This window comes from Arthrobacter sp. 2MCAF15 (assembly GCF_052115605.1).
GTDB lineage: Bacteria > Actinomycetota > Actinomycetes > Actinomycetales > Micrococcaceae > Arthrobacter.
Map to the genome: position 1 here is coordinate 15,421 of NZ_JBFRGZ010000023.1, position 21,901 is coordinate 37,321.

At 66.4% G+C, this 21,901-nt stretch carries 23 protein-coding genes and 1 tRNA gene; 12 read left to right on the forward strand and 12 right to left on the reverse strand.

The annotated features are described in order from the left end of the window. The first annotated feature begins 65 nt into the window (after positions 1-65). The 5 genes from AB4089_RS20180 to AB4089_RS20200 all read left to right on the forward strand — a co-directional run bounded on the left by AB4089_RS20180 (position 66) and on the right by AB4089_RS20200 (position 4,858). Positions 66-2,345: a carbon starvation CstA family protein gene (locus AB4089_RS20180; protein WP_441411088.1), complete on the forward strand. Its 2,280-nt coding sequence runs from the start codon at positions 66-68 to the stop codon at positions 2,343-2,345. A 13-nt stretch (positions 2,346-2,358) separates the two neighbouring features. Continuing rightward, entirely contained in the window at positions 2,359-2,550 is a 192-nt protein-coding gene (locus AB4089_RS20185) for a YbdD/YjiX family protein (protein ID WP_441411054.1), read from the forward strand. A gap of 146 nt (positions 2,551-2,696) precedes the next feature. Beyond that, positions 2,697-3,371 (forward strand): bacterial proteasome activator family protein, encoded by a 675-nt coding sequence (locus AB4089_RS20190; protein ID WP_441411055.1) that lies wholly within the window; start codon positions 2,697-2,699, stop codon positions 3,369-3,371. Positions 3,372-3,378: 7 nt separating this feature from the next. After that, positions 3,379-3,846: a hypothetical protein gene (locus AB4089_RS20195; protein WP_441411056.1), complete on the forward strand. Its 468-nt coding sequence runs from the start codon at positions 3,379-3,381 to the stop codon at positions 3,844-3,846. Between the two features lie 166 nt (positions 3,847-4,012). Further along, positions 4,013-4,858: an aldo/keto reductase gene (locus tag AB4089_RS20200; protein ID WP_441411057.1), complete on the forward strand. Its 846-nt coding sequence runs from the start codon at positions 4,013-4,015 to the stop codon at positions 4,856-4,858. Between the two features lie 232 nt (positions 4,859-5,090). Here the strand turns inward: AB4089_RS20200 and AB4089_RS20205 are convergent, their stop codons facing one another. Beyond that, positions 5,091-5,321 carry a hypothetical protein gene (locus tag AB4089_RS20205; protein ID WP_441411058.1) on the reverse strand — a complete coding sequence of 77 codons (231 nt, stop codon included), beginning with the start codon at positions 5,319-5,321 and terminating at the stop codon, positions 5,091-5,093. Positions 5,322-5,357: 36 nt separating this feature from the next. Then, positions 5,358-6,404 (reverse strand): hypothetical protein, encoded by a 1,047-nt coding sequence (locus AB4089_RS20210; protein WP_441411059.1) that lies wholly within the window; start codon positions 6,402-6,404, stop codon positions 5,358-5,360. Between the two features lie 219 nt (positions 6,405-6,623). Between AB4089_RS20210 and AB4089_RS20215 the strand changes: the two genes are divergently transcribed. Beyond that, positions 6,624-8,468, forward strand: a complete 1,845-nt coding sequence (locus AB4089_RS20215) for a hypothetical protein (protein ID WP_441411060.1) — start codon at positions 6,624-6,626, stop codon at positions 8,466-8,468. A 293-nt stretch (positions 8,469-8,761) separates the two neighbouring features. After that, positions 8,762-9,058: a hypothetical protein gene (locus AB4089_RS20220; protein WP_441411061.1), complete on the forward strand. Its 297-nt coding sequence runs from the start codon at positions 8,762-8,764 to the stop codon at positions 9,056-9,058. A 12-nt stretch (positions 9,059-9,070) separates the two neighbouring features. On the opposite strand, the gene AB4089_RS20225 is transcribed toward AB4089_RS20220, so the two are convergent. The 5 genes from AB4089_RS20225 to AB4089_RS20245 all read right to left on the reverse strand — a co-directional run bounded on the left by AB4089_RS20225 (position 9,071) and on the right by AB4089_RS20245 (position 12,844). Next, a complete protein-coding gene (locus tag AB4089_RS20225; protein ID WP_441411062.1) occupies positions 9,071-9,952 on the reverse strand; it encodes a biosynthetic peptidoglycan transglycosylase in 882 nt (293 codons plus the stop codon). Positions 9,953-10,544: 592 nt separating this feature from the next. Next, positions 10,545-11,129: a DUF2199 domain-containing protein gene (locus tag AB4089_RS20230; RefSeq protein ID WP_441411063.1), complete on the reverse strand. Its 585-nt coding sequence runs from the start codon at positions 11,127-11,129 to the stop codon at positions 10,545-10,547. Between the two features lie 166 nt (positions 11,130-11,295). Then, positions 11,296-11,601, reverse strand: a complete 306-nt coding sequence (locus AB4089_RS20235; RefSeq protein ID WP_441411064.1) for a hypothetical protein — start codon at positions 11,599-11,601, stop codon at positions 11,296-11,298. A 45-nt stretch (positions 11,602-11,646) separates the two neighbouring features. Continuing rightward, positions 11,647-12,480, reverse strand: a complete 834-nt coding sequence (locus AB4089_RS20240) for a hypothetical protein (protein ID WP_441411065.1) — start codon at positions 12,478-12,480, stop codon at positions 11,647-11,649. 10 nt (positions 12,481-12,490) lie between these two features. After that, positions 12,491-12,844, reverse strand: coding sequence for a hypothetical protein (locus tag AB4089_RS20245; protein WP_441411066.1), 354 nt, complete (start codon positions 12,842-12,844; stop codon positions 12,491-12,493). 336 nt (positions 12,845-13,180) lie between these two features. On the opposite strand from AB4089_RS20245, the gene AB4089_RS20250 reads away from it, so the two are divergent. Together AB4089_RS20250 and AB4089_RS20255 are read left to right on the forward strand one after the other, a co-directional pair. After that, on the forward strand, positions 13,181-13,900 hold the full coding sequence (locus AB4089_RS20250; RefSeq protein ID WP_441411067.1) for an AAA family ATPase: 720 nt from the start codon (positions 13,181-13,183) through the stop codon (positions 13,898-13,900). A 67-nt stretch (positions 13,901-13,967) separates the two neighbouring features. After that, positions 13,968-14,480, forward strand: coding sequence for a hypothetical protein (locus AB4089_RS20255; RefSeq protein WP_441411068.1), 513 nt, complete (start codon positions 13,968-13,970; stop codon positions 14,478-14,480). A 318-nt stretch (positions 14,481-14,798) separates the two neighbouring features. Here AB4089_RS20255 and AB4089_RS20260 read toward each other — a convergent pair. From AB4089_RS20260 to tmk, 4 genes are all read right to left on the reverse strand, one after another. Then, positions 14,799-14,871, reverse strand: a tRNA-Thr gene (locus AB4089_RS20260). A gap of 114 nt (positions 14,872-14,985) precedes the next feature. Continuing rightward, complete coding sequence (locus tag AB4089_RS20265) at positions 14,986-16,572, reverse strand: alpha/beta hydrolase (RefSeq protein ID WP_441411069.1); 1,587 nt, start codon at positions 16,570-16,572, stop codon at positions 14,986-14,988. 57 nt (positions 16,573-16,629) lie between these two features. Then, on the reverse strand, positions 16,630-17,772 hold the full coding sequence (locus AB4089_RS20270) for a DNA polymerase III subunit delta' (RefSeq protein WP_441411070.1): 1,143 nt from the start codon (positions 17,770-17,772) through the stop codon (positions 16,630-16,632). Next, the gene (gene tmk / locus AB4089_RS20275; protein ID WP_441411089.1) at positions 17,769-18,425 is read right to left on the reverse strand and encodes a dTMP kinase; all 657 of its coding nucleotides are present in this window, start codon (positions 18,423-18,425) and stop codon (positions 17,769-17,771) included. Before tmk ends, AB4089_RS20270 begins: the two co-directional genes overlap by 4 nt. 145 nt (positions 18,426-18,570) lie before the next feature. On the opposite strand from tmk, the gene AB4089_RS20280 reads away from it, so the two are divergent. Both AB4089_RS20280 and AB4089_RS20285 read left to right on the forward strand, forming a co-directional pair. Beyond that, positions 18,571-19,755, forward strand: a complete 1,185-nt coding sequence (locus tag AB4089_RS20280) for a trans-sulfuration enzyme family protein (RefSeq protein ID WP_441411071.1) — start codon at positions 18,571-18,573, stop codon at positions 19,753-19,755. A gap of 9 nt (positions 19,756-19,764) precedes the next feature. Continuing rightward, complete coding sequence (locus tag AB4089_RS20285; RefSeq protein ID WP_441411072.1) at positions 19,765-20,118, forward strand: DUF2516 family protein; 354 nt, start codon at positions 19,765-19,767, stop codon at positions 20,116-20,118. 15 nt (positions 20,119-20,133) lie between these two features. On the opposite strand, the gene AB4089_RS20290 is transcribed toward AB4089_RS20285, so the two are convergent. Then, the gene (locus AB4089_RS20290; RefSeq protein ID WP_441411073.1) at positions 20,134-20,982 is read right to left on the reverse strand and encodes a class I SAM-dependent methyltransferase; all 849 of its coding nucleotides are present in this window, start codon (positions 20,980-20,982) and stop codon (positions 20,134-20,136) included. Positions 20,983-21,151: 169 nt separating this feature from the next. On the opposite strand from AB4089_RS20290, the gene AB4089_RS20295 reads away from it, so the two are divergent. Then, a complete protein-coding gene (locus AB4089_RS20295; RefSeq protein WP_441411074.1) occupies positions 21,152-21,898 on the forward strand; it encodes a phosphoglyceromutase in 747 nt (248 codons plus the stop codon). Positions 21,899-21,901: the final 3 nt, after the last annotated feature.

Here is a 21,901-nt window from a genome sequence, read left to right on the forward strand (position 1 = left end):
GAGACATGGGCACAATGCCAGATGGCACACAACGCGACAGCACCAACGACAGTACGCACAGCGGGATGCACGCGACCGCACAACTTGAGGACGGGATCGAGCCGGACCCGTCACTGCCGCCGACATCGGTGGACGAGTCGGTCCGCGAGGCCGAGGACCGCACCTGGACGCCCGCCAAGATCGGGCTGTGGGCGGCCATCGCGCTGCTGGGCGGCGTCGCCTGGTTCATGCTGGCGATCGTCCGTGGCGAGACCGTCAACGCCATCTGGTTTGTGTTCGCCTCGGTCTGCACGTACCTGATCGGCTACCGCTTCTACTCCAAGGTCATTGAGCGCTACCTGCTCAAACCCAACGACCGCCGTGCCACCCCGGCCGAGTACAAGGCTGACGGAAAGGACTATGTCCGCACGGACCGCAACGTCCTGTTCGGCCACCACTTCGCCGCCATCGCCGGCGCCGGACCCCTGGTAGGCCCGGTCATCGCCGCTCAGATGGGCTACCTGCCCGGCACGATCTGGATCATCATCGGCGTCGTCCTTGCCGGCGCCGTCCAGGACTATCTCGTCCTGTTCTTCTCCATGCGCCGCGGCGGCCGTTCCCTGGGCCAGATGGCCCGCGAGGAACTCGGCGTGATCGGCGGCACCGCCGCCCTCATCGCGACGCTGCTCATCATGGTGATCATCGTCGCCATCCTGGCCCTGGTGGTGGTCAACGCCCTCGGCGAAAGCCCGTGGGGCGTCTTCTCGGTAGGCATGACCATCCCGATCGCCCTCTTCATGGGCGTGTACCTGCGCTACATCAGGCCGGGCAAGGTCATGGAGGTCTCGCTCATCGGCTTCGTGCTGCTCATGGCCGCCATCGTCGGTGGCGGTGCCGTGGCAGGGACCGAATGGGGTGCCGCGTTCTTCCACCTGGACAAGGTCACCATCGCGTGGGGCCTCATCATCTACGGCTTTATCGCGGCGATCCTCCCCGTCTGGCTGTTGCTGGCCCCCCGCGACTACCTCTCCACGTTCATGAAGATCGGCGTGATCGTGATGCTGGCCCTGGCCATCATTGTGGTCCGCCCCGAGATCACTGTGCCGGCGTTCAGCGAGTTCGCCGGCCGGGACAACGGTCCGGTCTTCTCCGGCGCCCTGTTCCCGTTCCTGTTTGTCACGATCGCGTGCGGCGCCTTGTCCGGGTTCCACGCCCTGATCGCCTCCGGCACCACGCCGAAACTGATCGAGAAGGAACGCCAGACCCGCCTGATCGGCTACGGTGGCATGCTCATGGAATCCTTCGTGGCCATCATGGCCCTCGTGGCGGCAATCTCCATTGACCGCGGCATCTACTTCGCCATGAACGCCCCCGTGGCGCTGACCGGCGGGACCGTCGAGACCGCGGCCGCGTGGGTCAACAGCCTGGGCCTGTCCGGGGTCAACATCACCGCCGGAGATCTCGCGCAGACGGCCAAGGACGTGGGGGAGCAAAGTATCGTGTCCCGCTCGGGCGGCGCGCCCACCCTCGCGGTCGGTCTGGCCCACATCATGCAGCAGTTCATCGGCGGCACCGCGATGATGGCCTTCTGGTACCACTTCGCCATCATGTTCGAGGCTCTCTTCATCCTCACAGCCGTCGACGCCGGCACCCGGGTTGCCCGTTTCATGCTGCAGGACTCGATCGGCAACTTCGTCCCGAAGTTCAAGGAACATTCCTGGCGTCCGGGTGCCTGGCTCTGCACCGCCGTCATGGTGGCGGCCTGGGGCGCGGTCCTGATCATGGGCGTCACCGACCCGCTGGGCGGTATCAACACGCTGTTCCCGCTGTTCGGCATCGCCAACCAGCTGCTCGCGGCCATCGCCCTCTCGGTCTGCCTGGCCATTGCCGCCAAACGCACCGCCCGGAAGTACCTGTGGATCGCGGCCGTGCCCCTGGCGTTCGCCGCCGTGGTGACCATCACGGCGAGCTTCTACAAGATCTTCTCGCCGGTTCCGGCGGTGGGCTACTTCGCCAACAACGCAGCTTTCGCCAAGGCTCTGGCGGACGGCAAGACCTCCTTCGGAACGGCCAAGACACAGGCCGCCATGGAGGCCGTGGTCCGCAACACCATGATCCAGGGGTGGCTGTCCATCATCTTCGTGGTGCTGAGCATCATCGTCATCATCACAGCGGTCATGGCGACCATCAAGGCCCTGCAGAACACCGCCGCGGGGCTCCCCAACTCCGAGCACGAAGACCCCGCCCGGGCCTCCCGCGTCTTCGCCCCGGCAGGGTTTGTTCCCACAGCAGCGGAACGCGAACTCATGACCGAGTGGAACAGGCTCCCGGCCCGCGAACGGCTCGAAAAGTCCGGACACCACTGATGCGGGGCCGGACATGAACGCGGTACTCGCCGGATTCCGCGGATTTGCCGGGTACCTCAGCGGAGTCCTGGGCGCCGATGCCTACAAGAAATACCTGCAGCACCACGAGGCCTCCGGACACACCAGCCCGACCCTGACGGAGCGGGAGTTCTGGCGTGACCGGACCGACCGGCAGGACACCAACCCGCAAGGGCGGTGTTGCTGAGCGGTGCTGTTGGGCGGGCATAGGGGGAGGGACGACGTCGGGCACAACGGGAGGGACGACGTCGGGCACAAGGGTGCCCGACGCCGGCCTCTCCGCTTCCGGCGGACGCCGGGTCCGCGTCGCCCGGCGCGTGAGAGTATGAAGCCATGAGCGATCAGCACGACACTCAGTCCGGCGCCCAAACTGCCGACGACGTGCCCGTCGAGGGCACGCCCGTGGACGACACCCTGCCGCTGGCCGGAGAGCCCGTGGCATCACCCGCTGCAGTGGCCGCCGGTGGAGCCGGTTCCCGGCCCAGGCCGCCTCGGGGAAGCGAACTTCAGGACCTCGTGGACCAACCCGCGAAGGTCATGCGGATCGGCACGATGGTCAAGCAGTTGCTTGACGAAGTGAAGTCCGCACCCCTGGACGACGCGGCCCGCGTACGGCTGGCTGAAATCCACGACCGTTCCATCAAGGAACTCGAGGACGGACTGGCCCCGGAGCTCGTTGAGGAGCTCGAACGGATCAACCTTCCCTTTCCGGAGAACGCCACCCCCTCCGACGCGGAACTGAGGATAGCCCAAGCCCAGCTGGTCGGCTGGCTCGAGGGACTCTTCCACGGCATCCAGACGGCCATCGCGGCGCAGCACGCCGCCAGGGAGCATACCTACGCCCAGATGCAGCTGCGCCAGCTGCCGCCCGGAACAGTGATCGCACCCGGCGTCATCATCGGGGAAAACGGCGAACCGGTCCGGGCGGCAGCGCCGCGTCGCGGCGCAGGACCCTCGGAGCCGCCCGAACCCGCGGACCCGGACCACGGTCCGGGCCAGTATCTTTAGCGCGACTTTGGGCTTCTTCAGCGCAGCTCGGCAAGGCCGCAGGGACGACGTCGAACTTGGCAAAGGGCTTTGGCGGCGCGCCCATGACCGGTTCAACCGCGGACTCGACCGCTACCACCAGGTCCTCGAGGGGTTCGAGGACGAGGAGCTTTACGGAGAGCTCGTCGACATCGCCAACGAGCTCTCGGCGCTCGCGCCCCGCGTGCGGCAGGTCTGCGCGGAGGCCCAGCGGCGGTTTCCCAGCAACGGATTGGACATCCCCGGCCCGCTGGCAGGTGTCCACCGGGCCCTGTCGACGGCAGGCAATTCCCTCGCCATGACCGCCGAGGCGGCCGCGATGCTCCGCCTCGCCGTTGGGCCCGTCCCGGCCGGTGCCGCATCCGTGCGGCGGCGCGCTGAGGCCGTTGTAGAGCAGGTCCACGACGCCGAGAGGCGGCTTGCGGAGGCTGCCGGCGGCGGTCCGACACCCACCTGAGCGGGCGGACCGCACATCACCGCGCCGGTGATGGCTGCTCCGGCATTGCAGGTGCCGGCGGCATTGGCGCTGCATTCCAGATACTTCCCGGTATTCCCGGTTAAGCGCCTAGCTTAGCTTCGCCCGGACGCTGGCCGGACGGCGCCGATGTTGGCAGGATACTTATATGACTTTTTCACCGGAACTGACTTTCAATGACGGCAACACCATCCCCCAGCTCGGCTATGGGGTGTGGCAGGTTGAAGACGACGTGGCCGAAAAGGTGGTTGTCCAGGCGTTTGAGGCCGGCTTCCGCCACATCGACACGGCAAAGATCTACGGCAACGAAGCAGGCGTGGGCCGCGCCATTGAGCGCTCCGGCCTCAAGCCCGAGGAAATTTTCATCACCACCAAGCTGTGGAACGCGGACCAGGGCTACGAATCCACCCTGAAGGCGTTCGAAGAATCCATGGACCGCCTGGGCCTGGAGACCCTGGACCTGTACTTGATCCACTGGATGCAGCCCAAGCAGGACAAGTACGTTGACACCTGGAAGGCCCTCGTCGAGCTCCAGAAGCAGGGCCGGGTCAAGACCATTGGCGTCTCCAACTTCACCAAGGAGGGTCTGCAGYGCCTGATCGATGAGACCGGCGTGGTTCCGGCCATCAACCAGATCGAGCTGCACCCGTTCTTCAGCCAGGCTGAACTGCGCGAATTCAACGCTTCCAAGGGCATCCTCACCCAGGCCTGGTCGCCGCTGGGCCAGGGCGGCGAGCTCCTCGAGAGCCCGGTCATTTCCCAGATCGCCAGCAAGCACGGTGCCACCCCGGCCCAGGTTGTCATCGCCTGGCACCTGGCCATCGGCAACGTGGTCATCCCGAAGTCGGTGACCGAGTCCCGGATCCGCGAAAACTACGCGGCCCTGGACGTGACCCTGGACGAGACCGACATCCAGGCCATCAACGGCCTGGACCGTTCGGCCGAGGATGCCGGACGGATCGGCCCGGACCCGGCCGTCTCTGACTTCGCCTAGGCAACAATTCCAAGACGCCGGCAGCGCGGTTCCATTGCCGCCTTCATGACCAGTTCGGCGTCACCGGTAGCGGCCGGCTGAGCCAGCCGGCGTTCGCACAGGGCCTTCACCCCCGCACGGGGTGGAGGCCCTGTGTGCGTCCGGCCCATCCCCATACGCGGCGACCATGACGCCCAAAGAGGCGTCTGTCGGACGCCGCCTCGCAACAGGCGCCCGGACGCTGTTCAGGGAGTCAGGCGGCGGCCCGGCGCTCGTTCGCCGGGATGGCATCGATCACGGCCCAGCCGTCTTCGTCCGCAATGCACCGGCTGGCGAAGCGGTCTGCGGCGCCGGCGTCGTCGAAGCTCTCGGTGCGGATCCGGCCGCAGTCGGTGTCCAGGTAGGTGACCGTGAAGTACAGTCCGCCATCCTGTGCGCCGTTGAAATACGGTTCGAAACTCTGGAAATTCTGGTTGTTCTCCATATTTCCAGTGTGCAACCGACCTCCGACAGTAATGCTTCACGCCTCCGGCGTGTTGCCGAGCCGCAGCACCCGTTCCCGCGCCAGAACCTCCTTGCGGCGTTGCCGGTCCGCGGCCCGTGCCGCCTGCTGCGCCATGGCGGCCGCTAGCTCGTGACGCTTCCGCGCTCCCTTGAGCCCGGCTTCCGCCGCGTCCAGGCGCCGCCTGAGTTCGCGCACTTCATCGGCCAGCCGGATGGACTCCGCCGCCGCGTCCGCCAGTTCCGCCGCAGCGCGGCGTGCGTCGTCGTCGGCCTCTGCTGCAGCCTCCTCGGCCGTTTCCAGGCCGGCCCGCGCCCGTTCTACAACCGACGGCGTGGGCGTCACCTGTGTTTTTCCCACCGCCCGGAGACGGGGCTGTTCCGTTGACTTTCCACCAGCAGCCTCGCCGCGATGTCCGGCCCGGTCCGCCGGTTCGGCCCCGCTGCGGCCGGCCGTCCCGCCGTCGTCAGGTTTTCTCACTGTTCCAGCGTCAGTTCTAGGGCCAGTTCTAGTGCGAGTTACCGCGGCGGCGTGGCTTCCGGGGACAGCCACGGCGCCGGCGAGATCGACGACGTCGACCCCGTCAGCCGAGAGTGCCCGGAGCAGACACCCGCTCTGCACGGCAGCTGCGGCGCCGGGGTCGGCCGTGGCGGCCCGCAGGGTCTGCTCCACTTCCGTCGCCACGGTGACGCTGATGGCGCGTCCCTGCTGGGCGGCCAGGGCGTGTGCCGTCTTTACCGCGGCGGCGAGAAGCTCGCGCCGCTGCTGGGCGAGGATGCGGAGTGCCGCTGCATCCAGGGCGGCCTGCGCGGCCTGCATCGAAGCCCCCAGCCCAGCCAGCTCCTGGAGGGTTCCGGGGCTGTGCACCGCCAGCATGTTCACCGCCCACGCCGCCACAGACGGCTTGGGCAGGGCCCGGACCTCGGCCGCCAGGGCGCGCTGCTCTGCCGCGCTGACGCCAATGGAGCCGACGTCTTTGGCCGCGGCCGTGCGTGCAGCCACGAAGTCCCCGTACGGCAACGCGTACAGGGGACCGGCAATGCCCGCAAGCTCGCGCGTTCCCATGGATGAATCATAGGAGCACCGCCTGTCATCCCCTGACCGACCGCCTCGCCGGGTGCGAGGCAATGGATCCTGGCATCGCACCAGATGCCGTTTCCTATTTCCGGCGAGGCTACGCCCACCACTGCTCCCTGACCTTGGCAAACATTGCCCACAGCGGTGTCTGGCACTATGCTCGGCGGCGGGGGAGCCGGGGAACCGGCTCAAAGACTGGGGGAACAATTGAAAAACAAGACCATCCGCCTCGGCATCGCCGGGGCACTCGTCGCGCTCTCGCTTGGGGGTCTCGCCGTTCCGGCCCAAGCCGATGAGGAAATGCATGCCATCCCGCCGGCACCGGCCGATCCCTGCGGCCCGGTCGTCGACTTCGTCAGATTCTGCACGGCACCGGACGGGCATCCGTACCCGGTGCCGGTCAGCGGGGCCGTAGTGCCCGGCAAAAACGCATCCCCCGGCATCGGCGGTGCCCTCCATGTCGGCAGCACCCTGACCGTTGTTGACGGTGACTGGGACCCCGCGGACGCCACGCTCACGCATCAGTGGCTGCGCAACGATGTGCCAGTCCCGGGCGCCACCGGCCCCACCTACCTGCTCACCACGGCGGACCTCGGCAAGGGCATCCGGGTCAAGACCACGGCGGCAGCGCCGAGCTATGCAAAGACGACCCTGCAGTCCGTCATAACCGCCCCTGTCACGAACGCCGGCGGCGCCGTCCCGTCTGTCGTTTATGCGGGGCACGTTGGTTTCGATACACCGAGCACCAACCCGGATGAGCCCGGCCGCCTCGTGTACGCCGGGGCGGATTTTAGGGGCGCGCCGGACCTCCACCTCCAGTACCAGTGGTTTCGCAACGGCACGCCCATCCCGGGTGCCACCTCGCAAAAGTTCGACACGACGGGCTGGGGTTCGACGGCGCTGCTCAGCGTCAGGGTCACCGGCCACGCTCCCGGGTTCCATCCGACCACCGCCACTTCTATACCGGAAAGCATTCCTCCCTACAGCGAACCCCCCGGCGCCGTGGTCACCGGCGGCACCGGCCTGGGGGACGTCCTCACCGGCGCTGATGATGTTCCCTGGTCTTCCAGCCCGAGCAAGCACACCTACAAGTGGCTGCGCGACGGCGTCGCGATTCCCGGAGCCACCGCGCTGACATACAAGATCACGGCCCAGGATCAGGGCCACACCCTGGTCCTGATGACCGACGAACTTTCGTACAACGGCTACTACCCCTACTCCAACCGGGTGACCGTCCCGGCGGCCGCGGGGGTGGAGCTGAAGCAGTTGACGAACGTCACCAAGCCGGTCGTGACCGGGGACGCCGTGACCGGCTCTGTGATGAAGGTGACGGCCGGCACCTGGTCCGTTGCCTCCGACAAGCTGAAGTTCACCTACAACTGGCTCTCCTCCGACGGGGAGAAACCGGTCAGCAGCCCGACTTTCACCCCGGACACGCCCCAAGTTGGCAGGATCCTCACCGTCCTCGTGACCGCCTCCGCTCCCGGCTACAAGACCGCCTGGATAAAAGTCACCGCACCCAAGCCCGTGACCGCGCGTGAGTCGACCCGGGCCATTCGCGGGAACCTGACCGTCGGATCGAAGGTGACCCTGACTCCCGACCCCTGGTATGACCGGATCGAAGCGGACGTACACTGGCTGCGCGACGGCGTCCCGATCGCCGGGGCCTACGGCTGGAGCTACGTCCTGACGAGGGCCGACGCCGGCACGAAGCTCTCGGTCAGTGTGTCCCCGATTATGTCGGGCGGCAAGTACCAGACGCTCACCGCTTCGGCGAGGGTGGCGGGTCTGCCCATGGTCTCGGCCACGCCGACGATTGCCGGCACCCTCAAGGCCGGGAACGTCCTGACCGTGAAGCGGGGCACCTGGACCTGGGGCACTGCCTTCACGTACCGCTGGCTGCGCAACGGCGTCCCGATCTCCGGAGCCACGGATTCGACCTACAAGGTCCGGTCCGCCGACAAGGGCACCAAGCTCACCGTCCGCGTCACGGGCTCCCGGTTCGGCTACACGACCGTTACCAAGACCAGCGCGGCGTACTCCCTCCGCTGACCCACGGACTCCTAGGGCGGCATGCCGTGGCGCGGTGAACATTTGGCCGGTACGTCCCGGCTGCAGCCGGGGCCTTCGTTTGGGAGCGAAACTGCGAAAGGCAAGAACAGCTGCACGGCCGGGCCCACGACGCATAAGCCGGGATCGTTTGCACTTTCGGCGCCGGTCCGCGGAGCTGAGAATGCCCTAATCCGCGGCGTATTGACGATCCCCTGGCTCCGGCGTAGACCGTGCCCTATCAAACCAAATCGCGGGCCGTTGCCTTGCGGCCTGCCGCCTGTGAGGAGAAGACAATGGCCGTCGCAGTCATCATGGAATTTGCCGGTGCCACACTGGAGCAATACGACCAAGTCATAGCCAAGATGGGCCTCACGCCGGGAGGTCCCGGCCCGGCGGGCGCCCTGGGACACTGGGTGGCCGCCACCGACGGCGGGATCCTTGTCACCGATCTATGGGAGTCGAAGGATCTCTACGACGCTTTCGCAAAGGACCAGATCGGCCCCTACTCGGCCGAAGTCGGTATCCCGTCGCCGCCTACCCTGAAGTACCTGGACGTCCACAATTACTTCACCCCGGGTGCGGGCGCCTGACCGGGACCTGGCCTAGCCGGCTTCGCTCTGGATACGTTCCTTTACGCTGTCAGGCATCGTCGAGCACGCATCGTCGTCGGAGCGCCGATCAGCGTGGCTGTCGGCGGTGTCAGTGATGCCGACCGTCGCGACGGCCGACTGCCATCCGCCCAGGCCGGCGATCTGCCGCGGAACCCAGACGTTCGCGGCCCCGTTCACCAGGTTCCACACGGCGGGGTGGACACCGGCGCCCAAGTAGATACCCCCGTTGGGGTCCCGCTTGACCAGATCCGGCAGTGGTAAGACACCCATCAGTTGAGCAGACTCGTAGTCCGACATGTTCCACGGAGGTATTCCAAAGTAGTACCAGCTGGCGGCGCAGACACCATACAAATGAGGACCGAACTGGGCATAGTTCAGGTACAGCTCCAAAGTCCGCTGGGGGCTCAACGTGTAGCTGAATTGGGTGGCCAGGACGGCCTCAATCCCTTTTCGGGGGGCGCTCTGGTCGTCCCAGAGGAAGATGTTCTTCACGAGTTGCTGGGGGATGGTGGAGCCACTGGGATCGGGCTTTCCCTGGAAGTACGCCTGTGCCCTGGCCTGGAAGTCGCCGAGGTCGAAGGCTCCACTGCGGGTGCCGAGCTGTTCGTCTTCATGGGCGACGGTCGCCGCGAGCAGGTGCCGGCTGATGTGGTTGATCGAGACGAACTGGTAGGCGTTGGGCTCGCCGGCCTCCAGCATGTATGCGGTGCGCGGCGGGGTCACGCCCATGCTGAACATGAAGGCAATGATCTGGACCAGAACCAGCGGGGCGATCAGAGCAAGCAGGACCTTGCGGCGCCACTTTCGCTTAGGACGCTTGCCTGGCTGACGGACCGGGGGGACAGGCTGCTGGGCTTGATCTGGCTCCACCACAGGCGGGCTTACCCTTGGCAACGCAGGCACTCGCGGCGCCAGGGCCTCGGGCACCGGGTAACTTACAACCTTGGGCGGTTCCGCGTCCGGACGGCCTGATCGAGGGAGGTGGTCCGGCGGCAAACGCCGCTGCGAGGTCGGTGGTGTCGGAATGTCCATCGGTCTGCCTTCGCTGCTCGCCCCGGTTACCTCTGAAAGAGATAAAGGATGGGACGAAATTCTACCGGGCCGCCCTGAGTATTGCTCTCAGTCGACTGTGCAAGGGATTGCCGCGGCAAGGCCCGTGCGCTTGTCACCGGGATTGTGGCGTTCATCTGCTCGAGCCTGTTGGCCTTCGCGCTCTTGAGCCTTCTTCAGATGTCGGCAGTTCCTTCGGCAGTCGGTGTTTTCGTCGGGCTCCCGGCTCAACGCCCTCGACCCGCCAGGCTTTTAGCCGGCCAGAAGACCTCTAGCCCCCCGAGTTCCGGCAACGGACCCGCCGACCGGCCCAAACCACGAAGACGACGATGAACGCGACAGGCAAGAGCACCAGCGGGTTCCACCCTCTAACTGTCATGATCATCCCTCGCCCGGTTGCAGTCCTGCGCTGACTCTACGCCGACGGCAACGCGGCGAGAATGCTGTGGGGCCATTCCTTGGTGAGGACGTCGCTGAGGACCTGGTCTGGGCTGCTGACGCAGTAGGGCGTCTGGTCTGGGTCCAGGACGGCCAGGCCCACCGGGACGGCGAACACGCCCCAGGGTTCGATCCGGTTCGCCAGGAACCCGGTGAGCTTGAGCTCGCTGTACTCAGGCTCGTTCCACACGGACGCGGCCCGCTGAAGATCATCCGGGTGGATCGCGACCCAGACGCCGTAGCGGAGGGTATGCCCTCCCTCCAGCTGGATGGGGAGCAGGGCCCGGACGAAAGGGCTGATCCCTTGGATCTGCATGAGGGTGGCAAGATTCGGGTCCGGGTTACTCAGCCAGCTGTCTTCGGCGTGGTGCTGCTCCTCAGTGTTGAGCACCGGGTCGGGGAGCCTGAAGCGGACGTCCCTGTCATGGTCCGACGTCGACCGCCCGCACATTTCGCACGCAAGTGCTCTCGAAGTGCCCATTGATCCCCCGGATCTGATAATCGCTCGGATGAGTCTATGCCGATACCTAATAGGAGGGTGCCCCCGAACGGCCGCCGCCATCGTTGCGTCGGGTTCGGCGCACAGTCCAAAGAACGATAAGCGTCACAACACCAACGACGATGGCTAGCAACACCGTCATCGCCAGAAGCACGATGACATGCCATCCCTCAAGCCTCGGGTTCCCATTCCCGTGTCGATGCTTTGAGCCGACTCTGCTCTCCGGCTACTACTGCACGAAGCCTGTCTGGATGGCCTGAAGGTCAGCCGCCAGGGCAGTCATGCCCGACGTGGGCGGCTCAGGCTCGCCCGTGGTCTCGCCTTGGCTGTCGCCGAACCATTTGTGCCAGACCGTCGCCACGACTTCAGGCGTGATGGGTGTGCCGGCGGTTATAAGCGCGGCGAAGTCCTCCATCTCCGGGTCGTACTCGGTCTCCGGTGCCCCGTGGTCCATCACGCCGAGCAGGTCGTGGGCGGTCAGGCGCGCGGAGATGGCGCTGCGGAGCCGGGCGTATTCCGGAGTGACGGTGTCCATGGGCGCCAGTCTAGGAGCAATCGTGCAGGCGCGCTTGATGGAGGTCTACGTCTGCGGCCGGTTGACGTTGTCGGCGTCCTGGGTGAGGTCGGCGCCCTCGTTGATCTGGAGCGCTTCGATGCTCTGATCGGCGATGAGGTCGGCGACGAGGCTGGGGCTGCCGGCGACGATGGTGGAGTCGAAGTCGATCTCCGTGACCATGACCCAAGCCCTGTCCTCGGGCCAGAGCAGGCTGGGCGATTGCGGCCAGTGCGGGTCGCGGTTCCAGGGGGAGTCCTGAATCCACACGGCATCGGTGAAGGACCGCGGGGCGGCCGCGAACAGGAAATGGTCGCGCCCCGGGAGCGACAGCCGGGAGTTTTTCATTGTCTTTGTGGGCAGCGGGCCGGGCCCGGAGCGGTGCGCCGCCGTGAGCTTCCCAAGGATTCCCGGAAGTCGGCCCCGGACCGCGGTGAGGTATCTGGCTGAGCCGGTGAGCCCGCCCCATCCTTCCCAGACCGCGGCCACCCCGCTGTCCGGGGTGGTGGTGTGCCGGCACAGTATTGTTGCCACCGGTTCGAGGATGTGGGCTGCGAGGTTCCCCTGTTCCGGCTCGGAGTAACGCCACCCGCTCGAATCGAGAACCTCCTGCCGTTCCCCGACCTCGGGCCCCGCCAGCCGGTGATACTGCGCGAGCGGGTGCATGGACTTTCCGAAGACGCGCGCCACCTCAGCCCACGTCACAGGTCCGCCATCCTCGCCCGTGGGCCGGTCCCGTCGCGCCGGGTGGAACACCCGGGCATAGGCTGGGAAGCCGCGCGGCACGACGTTCAAATCACTGCCGTGGGTTTCCAGCAACGGCAGCAGCCACTTTCCGCTGTCAGCACTTATAGGTTCCACGGACCCAGCCTCACTGGACTGTGATTTTGATTCCGGCGACCGCCCCGGTCCATGCGCCGGTCGGGTCTGGGCGGATCAGTTGGGCACCGACGTACCCTTTCTGTAGTTGGACGACCTTCGAAAGGACCCCCGAGCAATCGACCTCTAGCGATACTGGCTCGACCCCATCTTGAGCGAGGAAGATCTGGGCGCCGGGAGTGCCAACGCAGGTAGCGGTGACAGTGTACGGACCAGTGGTCATCACCGTCGCGGCTTTGCTGAAGCCAACCCCCGGCCCGTCGGCGGCGCCAGCGTCGGCAAGGAGAACGGACCCCGTGGCATTGGCCAGGCGCTTGTGGAGTTCTGCGTAGTTGGTGGCTTCCACGCCCAGAACACCAGGGTCCTTCGTGGGGACGGTGGGCGCAGGCCGGTGACTTTGGCCGGCAGCCGTTGGCTGTGGATCTCCGTCGTCCTCATAAGCACAGGCGGCCATGCCGCTGGCGAGCAGCGCCCCAATAATGAGTGCCGCAGCGCGACGGACTGTTTTCGCTCCCCCAGGTCCTGACATGGGGCGAGTCTACGGTCCAGTCGCCGAATGGCAAGTCATCCGCCCTGGAGCCTGGCTCCTGTTATGGGCCCTAGACCCCGGTTCAAGTGGGCGAGTGTTCCAGACGGGCGAATAGACGAGGGGAAGGGATAAGCGGCCTGTAAGAATAGGCGCATGCCCCTGCACGACTATCCGATTCGACGGCTGACAGAGGATCCAAACAACGTTCTGGACCGCCAGATCTGGCCGGCGTCTCTGGCTCCCGTCGCCCAGGTCCTCGACCAGGGACTCGATCTGACATCCGCTACCGTCCTGGTCGGCGAAAACGGGTCCGGTAAATCCACACTTGTGGAGGCCATCGCCTTGGCCTACGGCCTGTCCCCGGAAGGCGGATCAACTGGAGCGCGGCACACCACCAGGTCCACGGAATCCAAGCTGTCCTATCACCTCCACCTGGTCCGGAACGCCGGCGCCACCAGGCGGGGCTACTTTCTGCGCGCCGAAACCATGCACGGCTTTTTCACCTATCTCGAGGAAAACCCCAGCAGGACCGGTGACATCCCATTCCATGACATGTCACATGGCGAGTCTTTCCTGGAGCTGGCCGTGGACCGCTTTCGAGGGGGCGGATTGTGGGTGCTCGACGAACCCGAATCCGCGTTGTCCTTCCAGGGATGCCTGACCCTCCTCGTCGTCTTGAAGGACCTGCTGGCCGCGGGCCATTCGCAGGTCATCATGTCCACGCACTCACCTGTATTGGCCGCCCTTCCCGGGGCGCAGATTCTGGAAGCCGGACCTTGGGGTCTACGGCCCCGGGCGTGGGAGGACCTGGAAATGGTCACGAACATGCGGTCGTTCCTTGAATCACCGGAGCGATACCTTCGCCACTTCTAATCGTCGAGATCTCACCAGTTGCCGCTCAGGCGGGCGAGTTTATCCGGCGCCCATACGAAAGGAAAACATGATCTACCCAGGCGGCAGCATTGACCATTACGCCGTTCCGGCCAGGGATTTGAACGAATCCTTCATTGGGGCCCACTTCGGCCTCACCAAGGGTGCCGAGGTCATCTACGGAAAGATCGGTGCGGTCCGGATCTTCGAGACGCACGTTATGTTGACACTGGCCGGCGTCACCGCCGATGACCTTCACTTGGATGCGAACCAGGAAGTCATCTTCTCCCACGGACGGCACCAGAACCAGGCAACTCGACGCGCGCCCATGACTGAATCCATCGATGCTGAGGTCGCGCGCACACTCAGCACAATTCCAGTTCGTGCGTCTCGCCAAATGACCGCTACCGAGTATCAGATTCGCGTGGCCGAGGTCCTCAACCTTTTTGACATCGAAGCGGTGGGCGACGAAACGGGAATTCGTTACGGGGGCGAGGGTGTTGAGCTGGAAGATCAGCCCTTAGAAGCCGTCGTCCGCAGACTCACTGGGAGGCGATTCGGCATCCCGGAAGCAATGCAGTAGCCCACGTAGGGGTCCTTCGGACCTAATGTCGCGCTTCTGAAGTTATGGGACGGTTGACTTCGCCAGGATCTGTTCAGGGGTATCAGTCCGGACGGCCCACGAAGCGACTGGACCCAGCGCACAGCGTATGTATTCGCCTAACCGGGGGTGGCTTCCCTCGCCGCCGGTAAGACGCCTCGAGAGCGCCAGAGGAGGTGACGAAAAAGTGACGGACATGTGGGGAAACGCCTGAAATTGGAGGGAATACCCAGTCATCTGCTTATTTCAACGAAAACGACAGAACCCCCGGAAATCGTTGATTTCCAGGGGTTCTTCTCGAGCTTCCTGCCAGAATCGAACTGGCGACCTTCTCATTACGAGTGAGACGCTCTACCAACTGAGCTAAGGAAGCAACCACATGAATGCCCGGCGAACCGGGCGGATCATGCAAGAGACAACTGTAATAGAGTCCCGGCGTCCGGGTCAAAATGAGCGTCTGCAGCCGGCCGCAGGGCCGGCAAGGTACCTAGCAGACGGTGTTGTCCGCCGGGGCTTTTCCGTCCACCAGGTAGTCATCGACGGCGTTGCCAATGCAGCTGTTGGAGCGGCCGTAGGCCGTGTGGCCCTCGCCCTTCCACGTCAGCAGCGAAGCATTCCCGAGCTGCTTGCGCAGGTTGGTGGCCCATTCCACGGGGGTGGCCGGATCCCCTGTGGTTCCAACAACAACAATTGGGGCCGCACCCTTGTACTCCACCGCGGCCGGTGTCCGGACGTTTTTGTACGGCCAGTCCTTGCAGTTGCTTCCGCCGTAAGCGAAGTAGTAACCCAGGGTGGGCGACTCCTGGCGCAGCTTCTGGTCCTCGGCCCGCATGGAAGCGGTATCGGAGACCATGGGGTAGTCCAGGCAGTTGATGGCGTTGAAGGCGAAGGTGCTGTTCGACGTGTAGGTGCCGCTGGGGTCCCGGTCGGCGCCGAAGTCGGCCAGCCGCAGCATGCCTGTGCCGTCGCCTTTGAGGGCTGTCGCGAGGGCCCTGGTGAGGATCGGCCAGTTGTCATTGTTATAGAGCGGGATGATGAGGCCGCTGACAAACGTCGAGCCGGAGACCTTCCGGCCGTCCTTCGCCGGCAACGGATTCGCCTCAGCCGCGCTGATGGCGTCGTGGATCTGCTGGACGCCTTCCTCGGTGCTTCCCGTGAGCGGGCATCCGCTGGTCTGCTGGCACTTGGCGACGTAGGCGTGGAGGGCCTTATCGAAGGCTACGGCCTGGCCGCTGGTCAGTTCCTCGTAGCTCAGTGACGGGTCAATGGCGCCGTCGAGGACTAGCCGGCCCACGTTGTCCGGGAACAGCGAGGCGTAGGTGGAGCCCAGGAGGGTCCCGTAGGAGTAGCCGAGGTAGTTCAGCTTCGCGTCGTTGACCACGCCGCGCAGGATGTCGAGGTCCTTCGCGGCGCTGACGGTGTCGATGTGGGCCAGGACCGGGCCGGTCTTCTCCACGCACTTGGCGGCAATGGCCTTGTTGTCGGCAAGGGCCGCGTCCAGGCCGGCGTCGGTATCCAGGGCGTAGGTCTTGGCCCGGGACGCGTCGCGTTCCTTGTCCGTGAGGCACGTGACCGGAGCGGAGCGTTTCACGCCTCGCGGGTCGAAACCGATGATGTCGTAGGCGGAGCGGACCTTCTCCGAAATATTGGTGTTGGCCGCATCCCTCACGAAGTCGTAGCCGGAGCCGCCCGGGCCGCCCGGGTTGACCAGCAATGAGCCCTTCTTGTCGCCTTTGGTGGCGAGCTTGATAGCGGCCAGCTCGATGCGGTCGCCGTCGGGCTTGCTGTAGTCCAGCGGAACCTTGATCGTGGCGCACTGGAAAGTCCCGCCCTCACACGGCTTCCAGTCCACTTGCTGGGAGTAGTAGCTGCGCAGCTCCGCAGGGGCCGCAGCGACAATCGATGGGTCCGCCTGTGCCGAAGCCCCGGATGTCGCGGCGCTCGACCCGCCGTTGCCTCCGCCGCCGAAAATGGTGCACGAGGCCAGTGTCAGGGCAAGAGCCAGGGCGCCGACGGCCCGCATGCCGATCGCCACTGATCGGGCTCTTGCGGACTTGGGTCGAGCAGGCTTCATGCGGTTCTCCTTGGAGGATAGAAACGAAGGCGTAGAGGCGTTTGGAGCGGCCGGGGGTCAAATAAGGCTGGAAGCCATGGACTCGATCGTCAGCAGCGGGGCCACGTTGGTGGTGGTGATGCGCGTGCGGGCCTTGTTGATGGCGTCCATTCGGGCAAGGGTCACTTCAGCGGTGGAACGGGAGGCGAAGTCTTCGAGTTCGCTTCTGAGTTCAACGTTGACGAGTTCCACGGCGTTCCCCATCTGGATGATCAGGACATCCCGGTAAAAGGACAGCAGGTCCGTCAACGTGCGGTCAAGGGAATCGGTGACGGATCGCTTGGCACGGCGCTTCTGGTCGTCCTCGAGCTGTTTGACCTGACTCCTCATGGTAGGCGGCAAAGTACCGCTTTCAGGCGCCCCGAGGGTGGCCAGCAACGCGGCTTTCTCGGCGGCGTCGCGCTCGTCATTGGAGCTGTTTGCTTCCTCGGTGGCGATCTTGACCAGCTTCTCTGCCATCATGACCGCCGCCGTCACGCCGCGGAGGGACAGCGGAAACCGCACCGTCTCGAGCCGGCGCTCCCGGGCCTCCGGGTCCCGGGCCAGGCGGCGGGCGATCCCGACGTGGCTTTGCGCCGCGCGGGCGGCACGCTCGGCGACCGCCGGATCCACGCCGTCGCGCTTGACCAGCAAGGCGGCGACGGCGGCGGCGGGCGGAAGCCGCAAGGCCACTGCCCGGCAGCGGGAGCGGATAGTCACGAGGACGTCGGCGGGGGAGGGCGCGCAGAGCATCCAGACGGTGCGGGGTGTGGGTTCCTCGATGGCCTTGAGCAGCACGTTGGTGGTCCGCTCGGCCATCCGGTCGGCATCTTCCACGACGATGATCCGCCACCGGCCCGACGATGGACGGTTCCCGGCGGTGGCCACGAGCTCGCGCGCCTCGTCGATGGTGATGGTGACCTTCTCCGTGCGCACGAACGCGACGTCGGAATGGGTTTCGCCGAGGATGGTCAGGCAGGCCGGGCATTCGCCGCAGCCGCGCAGGCTGACGTCCTCCTGGTCACAGTTCAGGGCAGCCGCGAAGGCCTTCGCGGCGTTGGAGCGGCCGGAGCCGGGCGGGCCGGTGAATAGCCACGCGTGCGTCAGGCCCTCGCCCTGGGCCGCCTGGCGCAGCTGGGCCACGACGGCGTCCTGGCCCTGGAGGTCGTCCCAGACGGTCATGCCGGGCTGCTTTGGGGCACGGCCAGCAAGGATTCGACGCGCTCGAGGATCCGGGCGGCAAGTTCGGCGACAGGCAGGCGGGCAGGCAGCACCAGATAGGCCTCGGGCCGGGCCGCGGCCAGGTCGAGGAAAGCCGCCCGGATGGTGGCATGAAATTCGTCGGCCTCGGACTCGAGGCGGTCCTCGGCGGCCTCGCCGGCGGTGCGCCTCTCCCGGCCGACGGCGGGGTCGACGTCGAGAAGCACCGTCAGGTCGGGCCGCAGGTCCGAGGTCGCCCACGCGTTGATGTCCCGGACCGCGTCCGTCCCGAGGCCGCGGCCGGCGCCCTGGTACGCCACCGAGGAGTCGATGTACCGGTCGGTCAGGACAATCTCGCCGCGGTCCAGGGCAGGCCGGATGACCTGGGTCGCGTGCGCGGCCCGGGACGCCGCGAAAATGAGGGCCTCGGTGTGGGCGTCGATGTGGCCATGGCCGTGGTCCAGCACGAGGGAACGCAGTTTCTCGCCGATCGGTGTGCCGCCCGGTTCCCGGGTCCGCCGCACGGTGAAGCCGCTTGATTCCAGGGCCTTGGCGAGTGCAGCCGCCTGCGTGGACTTGCCGGCACCGTCTCCGCCTTCGAACGCAATGAACAGTCCGGCCAGCTGGCTCGGCAACTGGCTGGGCAACTCTTGGCGGGACGCTCCGGGGCTCTGGGTAGTCACCGTCCTAGACTACCGACAATCACCGACACTGCAGTCTGCTTCGGGTCTTCGGCGTAACGGCTTCGGTGCCCTGCGGGGCCCCACGTACCCTGTCTCCATGAGTCTTTCTGATGAGCAGGCAGCCGCGCTTTCCCCGGATTCCCTGGTTGTGGCGGCAGGGCGCCCGCCGCGCACCCGCGACGAACCGGTCAACCCGCCGCTGGTGCTGTCCTCCACCTACTTCGGCACGGGACCCCTGGGCGACGGCGACCGCGGCTACGGCCGCTATTCGAACCCCACCTGGGACCCGTTCGAAGAGGCGCTGGGCCAGCTGGAAGGCGCGGACCTGCCGGGCTTGCTTTACGCCTCGGGACTCGCCGCAGTCAGCTCGGCCCTGTCCCTGGTGCCCGCCCACGGCGTGCTCGTCATGCCGTCCCACAGCTACGCCGGATCGGTCACCATGGCCACCGAACTGGCGGCCAAGGGGTTCCTGGAGCTGCGGACGGTGGACATCGCGGACACCGACGCCGTGGTGGCTGCGCTTGCCCCGGCCGGCGGCCGCGCCGCCAGCATGCTGTGGCTCGAGAGCCCCACCAACCCCATGCTCGGCGTCGCGGACATGCGGGCCCTGACAGCGGCGGCGCATGAGGCCGGCGCGATCGTCGTCACGGACAACACCTTTTCCACGCCCCTGGTGCAGCAGCCCCTCAGCCTGGGCTCCGACGTCGTGCTGCACTCGGTGACTAAATACCTCTCCGGCCACTCCGACGTCGTGCTCGGCGCGCTGGTGACCTCCGACGCCGGCCTCCGCGCCGCGCTGCTGCACCACCGCACCATCCACGGCGGGATCGCCGGGCCGTTCGAGGCGTGGCTGGCGCTGCGCGGGCTCCGCACCCTGGCGCTGCGGATCGAGCGTTCCCAGGCCTCCGCCCAGGTCCTGGCCGAACGGCTCGACGGTCACCCGCGGGTTGCCAGCATCCGTTTCCCCGGGCTCGCCTCGGACCCCGGCCACGTCCGTGCCAAGGAACAGATGAACGGGTTCGGTTCCATCCTGTGCATTGAGGTGGCGCCCGCGGACGGGCTCACCGGCGCGGAGGCGGCGGACCGGATGATCCGCGCCCTGCGCCTCTGGCTGCCCGCGACGTCCCTTGGCGGGGTGGAATCCCTGATCGAACGCCGGCGCCGGCATGCGGCCGAGCCGGAGAGCGTGCCGGACAACCTGGTGCGGATGAGCGTCGGCATTGAGAACGTGGAAGACCTTTGGGCCGATTTGGAGCAGGCATTGGACACGCTGGACGGCTAGGCTGGGGGAGTGGACGGACGCATACTCATTTACTTTGTCGAATCCGGGATTTACCTGGTCCTGGCTGTCGTGGCCTTTGCCCTGGAGGCGTGGGCGTTTTTCGACTGCCTCCGGCACAAAGCCAACGCGTTCGAGGCCGTCTCGAAACGGACCAAGACCTTCTGGCTGGCGCTGACCGGCGGCGCGTTCGCCGTGGGCCTGTTCTCCCTGCTCTCGCAGCTGGGCAGCGGTGGCGGGGCCAGTTCGCTCGGCATCTTCGGCCTCGCAGCCGTAACCGCCGCGTCCGTGTACCTCGCCGACGTCCGCCCCGCCATCAAGGACGCCGGCCGCGGCCGCAACATGGGCCCCTACGGCCCCTGGTGAGGATTTTCTACCTTGCTAGGCGCCCGGCGCCACTGCGTCCCAGCTGACCGTCACTTCGCCCAACCGCCAGCGGGAAGGGCCGTCCTGAATGGGCCAGCCGGCGTCGAGCAGCGCGCGGCACATAGCTGAGAAGCGCTGCCGGCTTCCGAACGACGCCAACGGCGCCGCATCCAGCCAGGCCTTGTCCATCGCCTGCAGGTATGCGTGAATCTTCTCGCCGGGCACATTGCGGTGGATCAGCGCCTTCGGCAGCCGTTCGGCAACGTCGGAGGGCAACGCGAAGGCACCGAACCGCATAGACACGCTCAGGCTTAGTGGCCGTTCGCCGTCGAGCGCCACCCAGGTGGCGCGACGCCCGATTTCATCGCAGGTGCCGTCGATGAACAGCCCGCCCGGGGCGAGGCGGTCCTGCACCAGCCGCCAGATGCCGGCCACGTCTGCTTCCTCATACTGCCGCAGCACGTTGAAGGCCCGGACCAGCACGGGGTTCCCGCGCACGGGCAGCTCGAAGCCGCCCAATTGGAACATCAGGCCGGGCCGTTCAAGGGGCTGGGCCTGCCGGACACGCTCCGGTTCGATTTCGATGCCCACCACCTGGACGTCGGTGCGAACCCCGGAGAGGCGTTCAAAGAGTTCGACGGCGGTGGCCGGCGAGGCGCCGTAGCCGAGGTCGACGGCGAGGGGGTGGGCCGCGGCGCGCAACCGCCAGGCCTGCGGCCCGGTCAGCCAGCGGTCCACGCGGCGCATCCGGTTGGGGTTCGTGGTTCCACGGGTCACGTTTCCCACGGGCCTGCCGCCACGTATGCCGCTTCTCGTCCCGCCCTGGTTTCGGGGGGCCAGCACCCGTTCAGCCTTCTGCACCACCGCCCAAGCTTATCTTCCACCGCACGCCTACCCTTCAACGCGGGGTCACTTCCGGCTCATGGGGCCACCGGATGGGCGCGAGGTGACCTGGCGTTGCAGTTGGTTGTGGTTCGGCGCATGTGGTGTAACGCACGGCACCGCCGCCGACTGCTCGGCTAGGATAAAAACCATGACTTACAAGCTGATTCTGCTGCGCCACGGCCACAGCGACTGGAATGCCAAGAACCTGTTCACCGGCTGGGTGGACGTTGACCTGAACGACCAGGGCCGTGCCGAGGCGGTGCGCGGCGGCGAGCTTCTCGTGGAGAACAACATCCTCCCCGACATCCTCTACACCTCGCGGTTGAAGCGGGCCATCAACACGGCGAACCTGGCACTGGACACGGCCGACCGCGGCTGGATCGACGTCAAGCGCGACTGGCGGCTCAACGAGCGCCACTACGGCGCCCTGCAGGGCAAGGACAAGGCCCAGACCCTGGCCGAATTCGGCGAGGAGCAGTTCATGCTGTGGCGCCGGTCCTATGACACCCCGCCGCCGCCCCTGGCCGACGACTCCGAGTTCTCCCAGGTGGGGGACCCGCGCTACGCGGACCTCGGCGACGCCGTCCCGCGCACCGAGTGCCTCAAGGATGTCCTGATCCGGCTCATGCCGTACTGGGAATCGGACATCAAGGAAGACCTCCGCGCCGGGAAGACCGTCCTGGTCACGGCCCACGGCAACTCGCTCCGGGCCCTGGTCAAGCACCTTGACGGCATCAGCGACGAGGACATCGCCAGCCTGAACATCCCCACCGGCATCCCGCTGGTCTACGAACTGGACGAGGACTTCAAGCCGCTGACCCCGGGCGGGACGTACCTGGACCCCGAGGCCGCCGCCGAGTCCATCAAGGCAGTGGCCAACCAGGGCAAGAAGTAAGCG

Bases quoted from the DNA above. Each gene is read 5' to 3' on its own strand.
- AB4089_RS20270 (WP_441411070.1), bottom strand. From the start codon at position 17,772: ATGACCGTCTGGGACGACCTCCAGGGCCAGGACGCCGTCGTGGCCCAG.
- AB4089_RS20295 (WP_441411074.1), top strand. From the start codon at position 21,152: ATGACTTACAAGCTGATTCTGCTGCGCCACGGCCACAGCGACTGGAAT.
- AB4089_RS20220 (WP_441411061.1), top strand. From the start codon at position 8,762: ATGGCCGTCGCAGTCATCATGGAATTTGCCGGTGCCACACTGGAGCAA.
- AB4089_RS20180 (WP_441411088.1), top strand. From the start codon at position 66: ATGCACGCGACCGCACAACTTGAGGACGGGATCGAGCCGGACCCGTCA.
- AB4089_RS20210 (WP_441411059.1), bottom strand. From the start codon at position 6,404: ATGGGAACGCGCGAGCTTGCGGGCATTGCCGGTCCCCTGTACGCGTTG.
- AB4089_RS20190 (WP_441411055.1), top strand. From the start codon at position 2,697: ATGAGCGATCAGCACGACACTCAGTCCGGCGCCCAAACTGCCGACGAC.
- AB4089_RS20280 (WP_441411071.1), top strand. From the start codon at position 18,571: ATGAGTCTTTCTGATGAGCAGGCAGCCGCGCTTTCCCCGGATTCCCTG.
- AB4089_RS20185 (WP_441411054.1), top strand. From the start codon at position 2,359: ATGAACGCGGTACTCGCCGGATTCCGCGGATTTGCCGGGTACCTCAGC.
- AB4089_RS20255 (WP_441411068.1), top strand. From the start codon at position 13,968: ATGATCTACCCAGGCGGCAGCATTGACCATTACGCCGTTCCGGCCAGG.
- AB4089_RS20235 (WP_441411064.1), bottom strand. From the start codon at position 11,601: ATGGACACCGTCACTCCGGAATACGCCCGGCTCCGCAGCGCCATCTCC.
- AB4089_RS20250 (WP_441411067.1), top strand. From the start codon at position 13,181: ATGCCCCTGCACGACTATCCGATTCGACGGCTGACAGAGGATCCAAAC.
- AB4089_RS20265 (WP_441411069.1), bottom strand. From the start codon at position 16,572: ATGAAGCCTGCTCGACCCAAGTCCGCAAGAGCCCGATCAGTGGCGATC.
- AB4089_RS20205 (WP_441411058.1), bottom strand. From the start codon at position 5,321: ATGGAGAACAACCAGAATTTCCAGAGTTTCGAACCGTATTTCAACGGC.
- AB4089_RS20230 (WP_441411063.1), bottom strand. From the start codon at position 11,129: ATGGCGGCGGCCGTTCGGGGGCACCCTCCTATTAGGTATCGGCATAGA.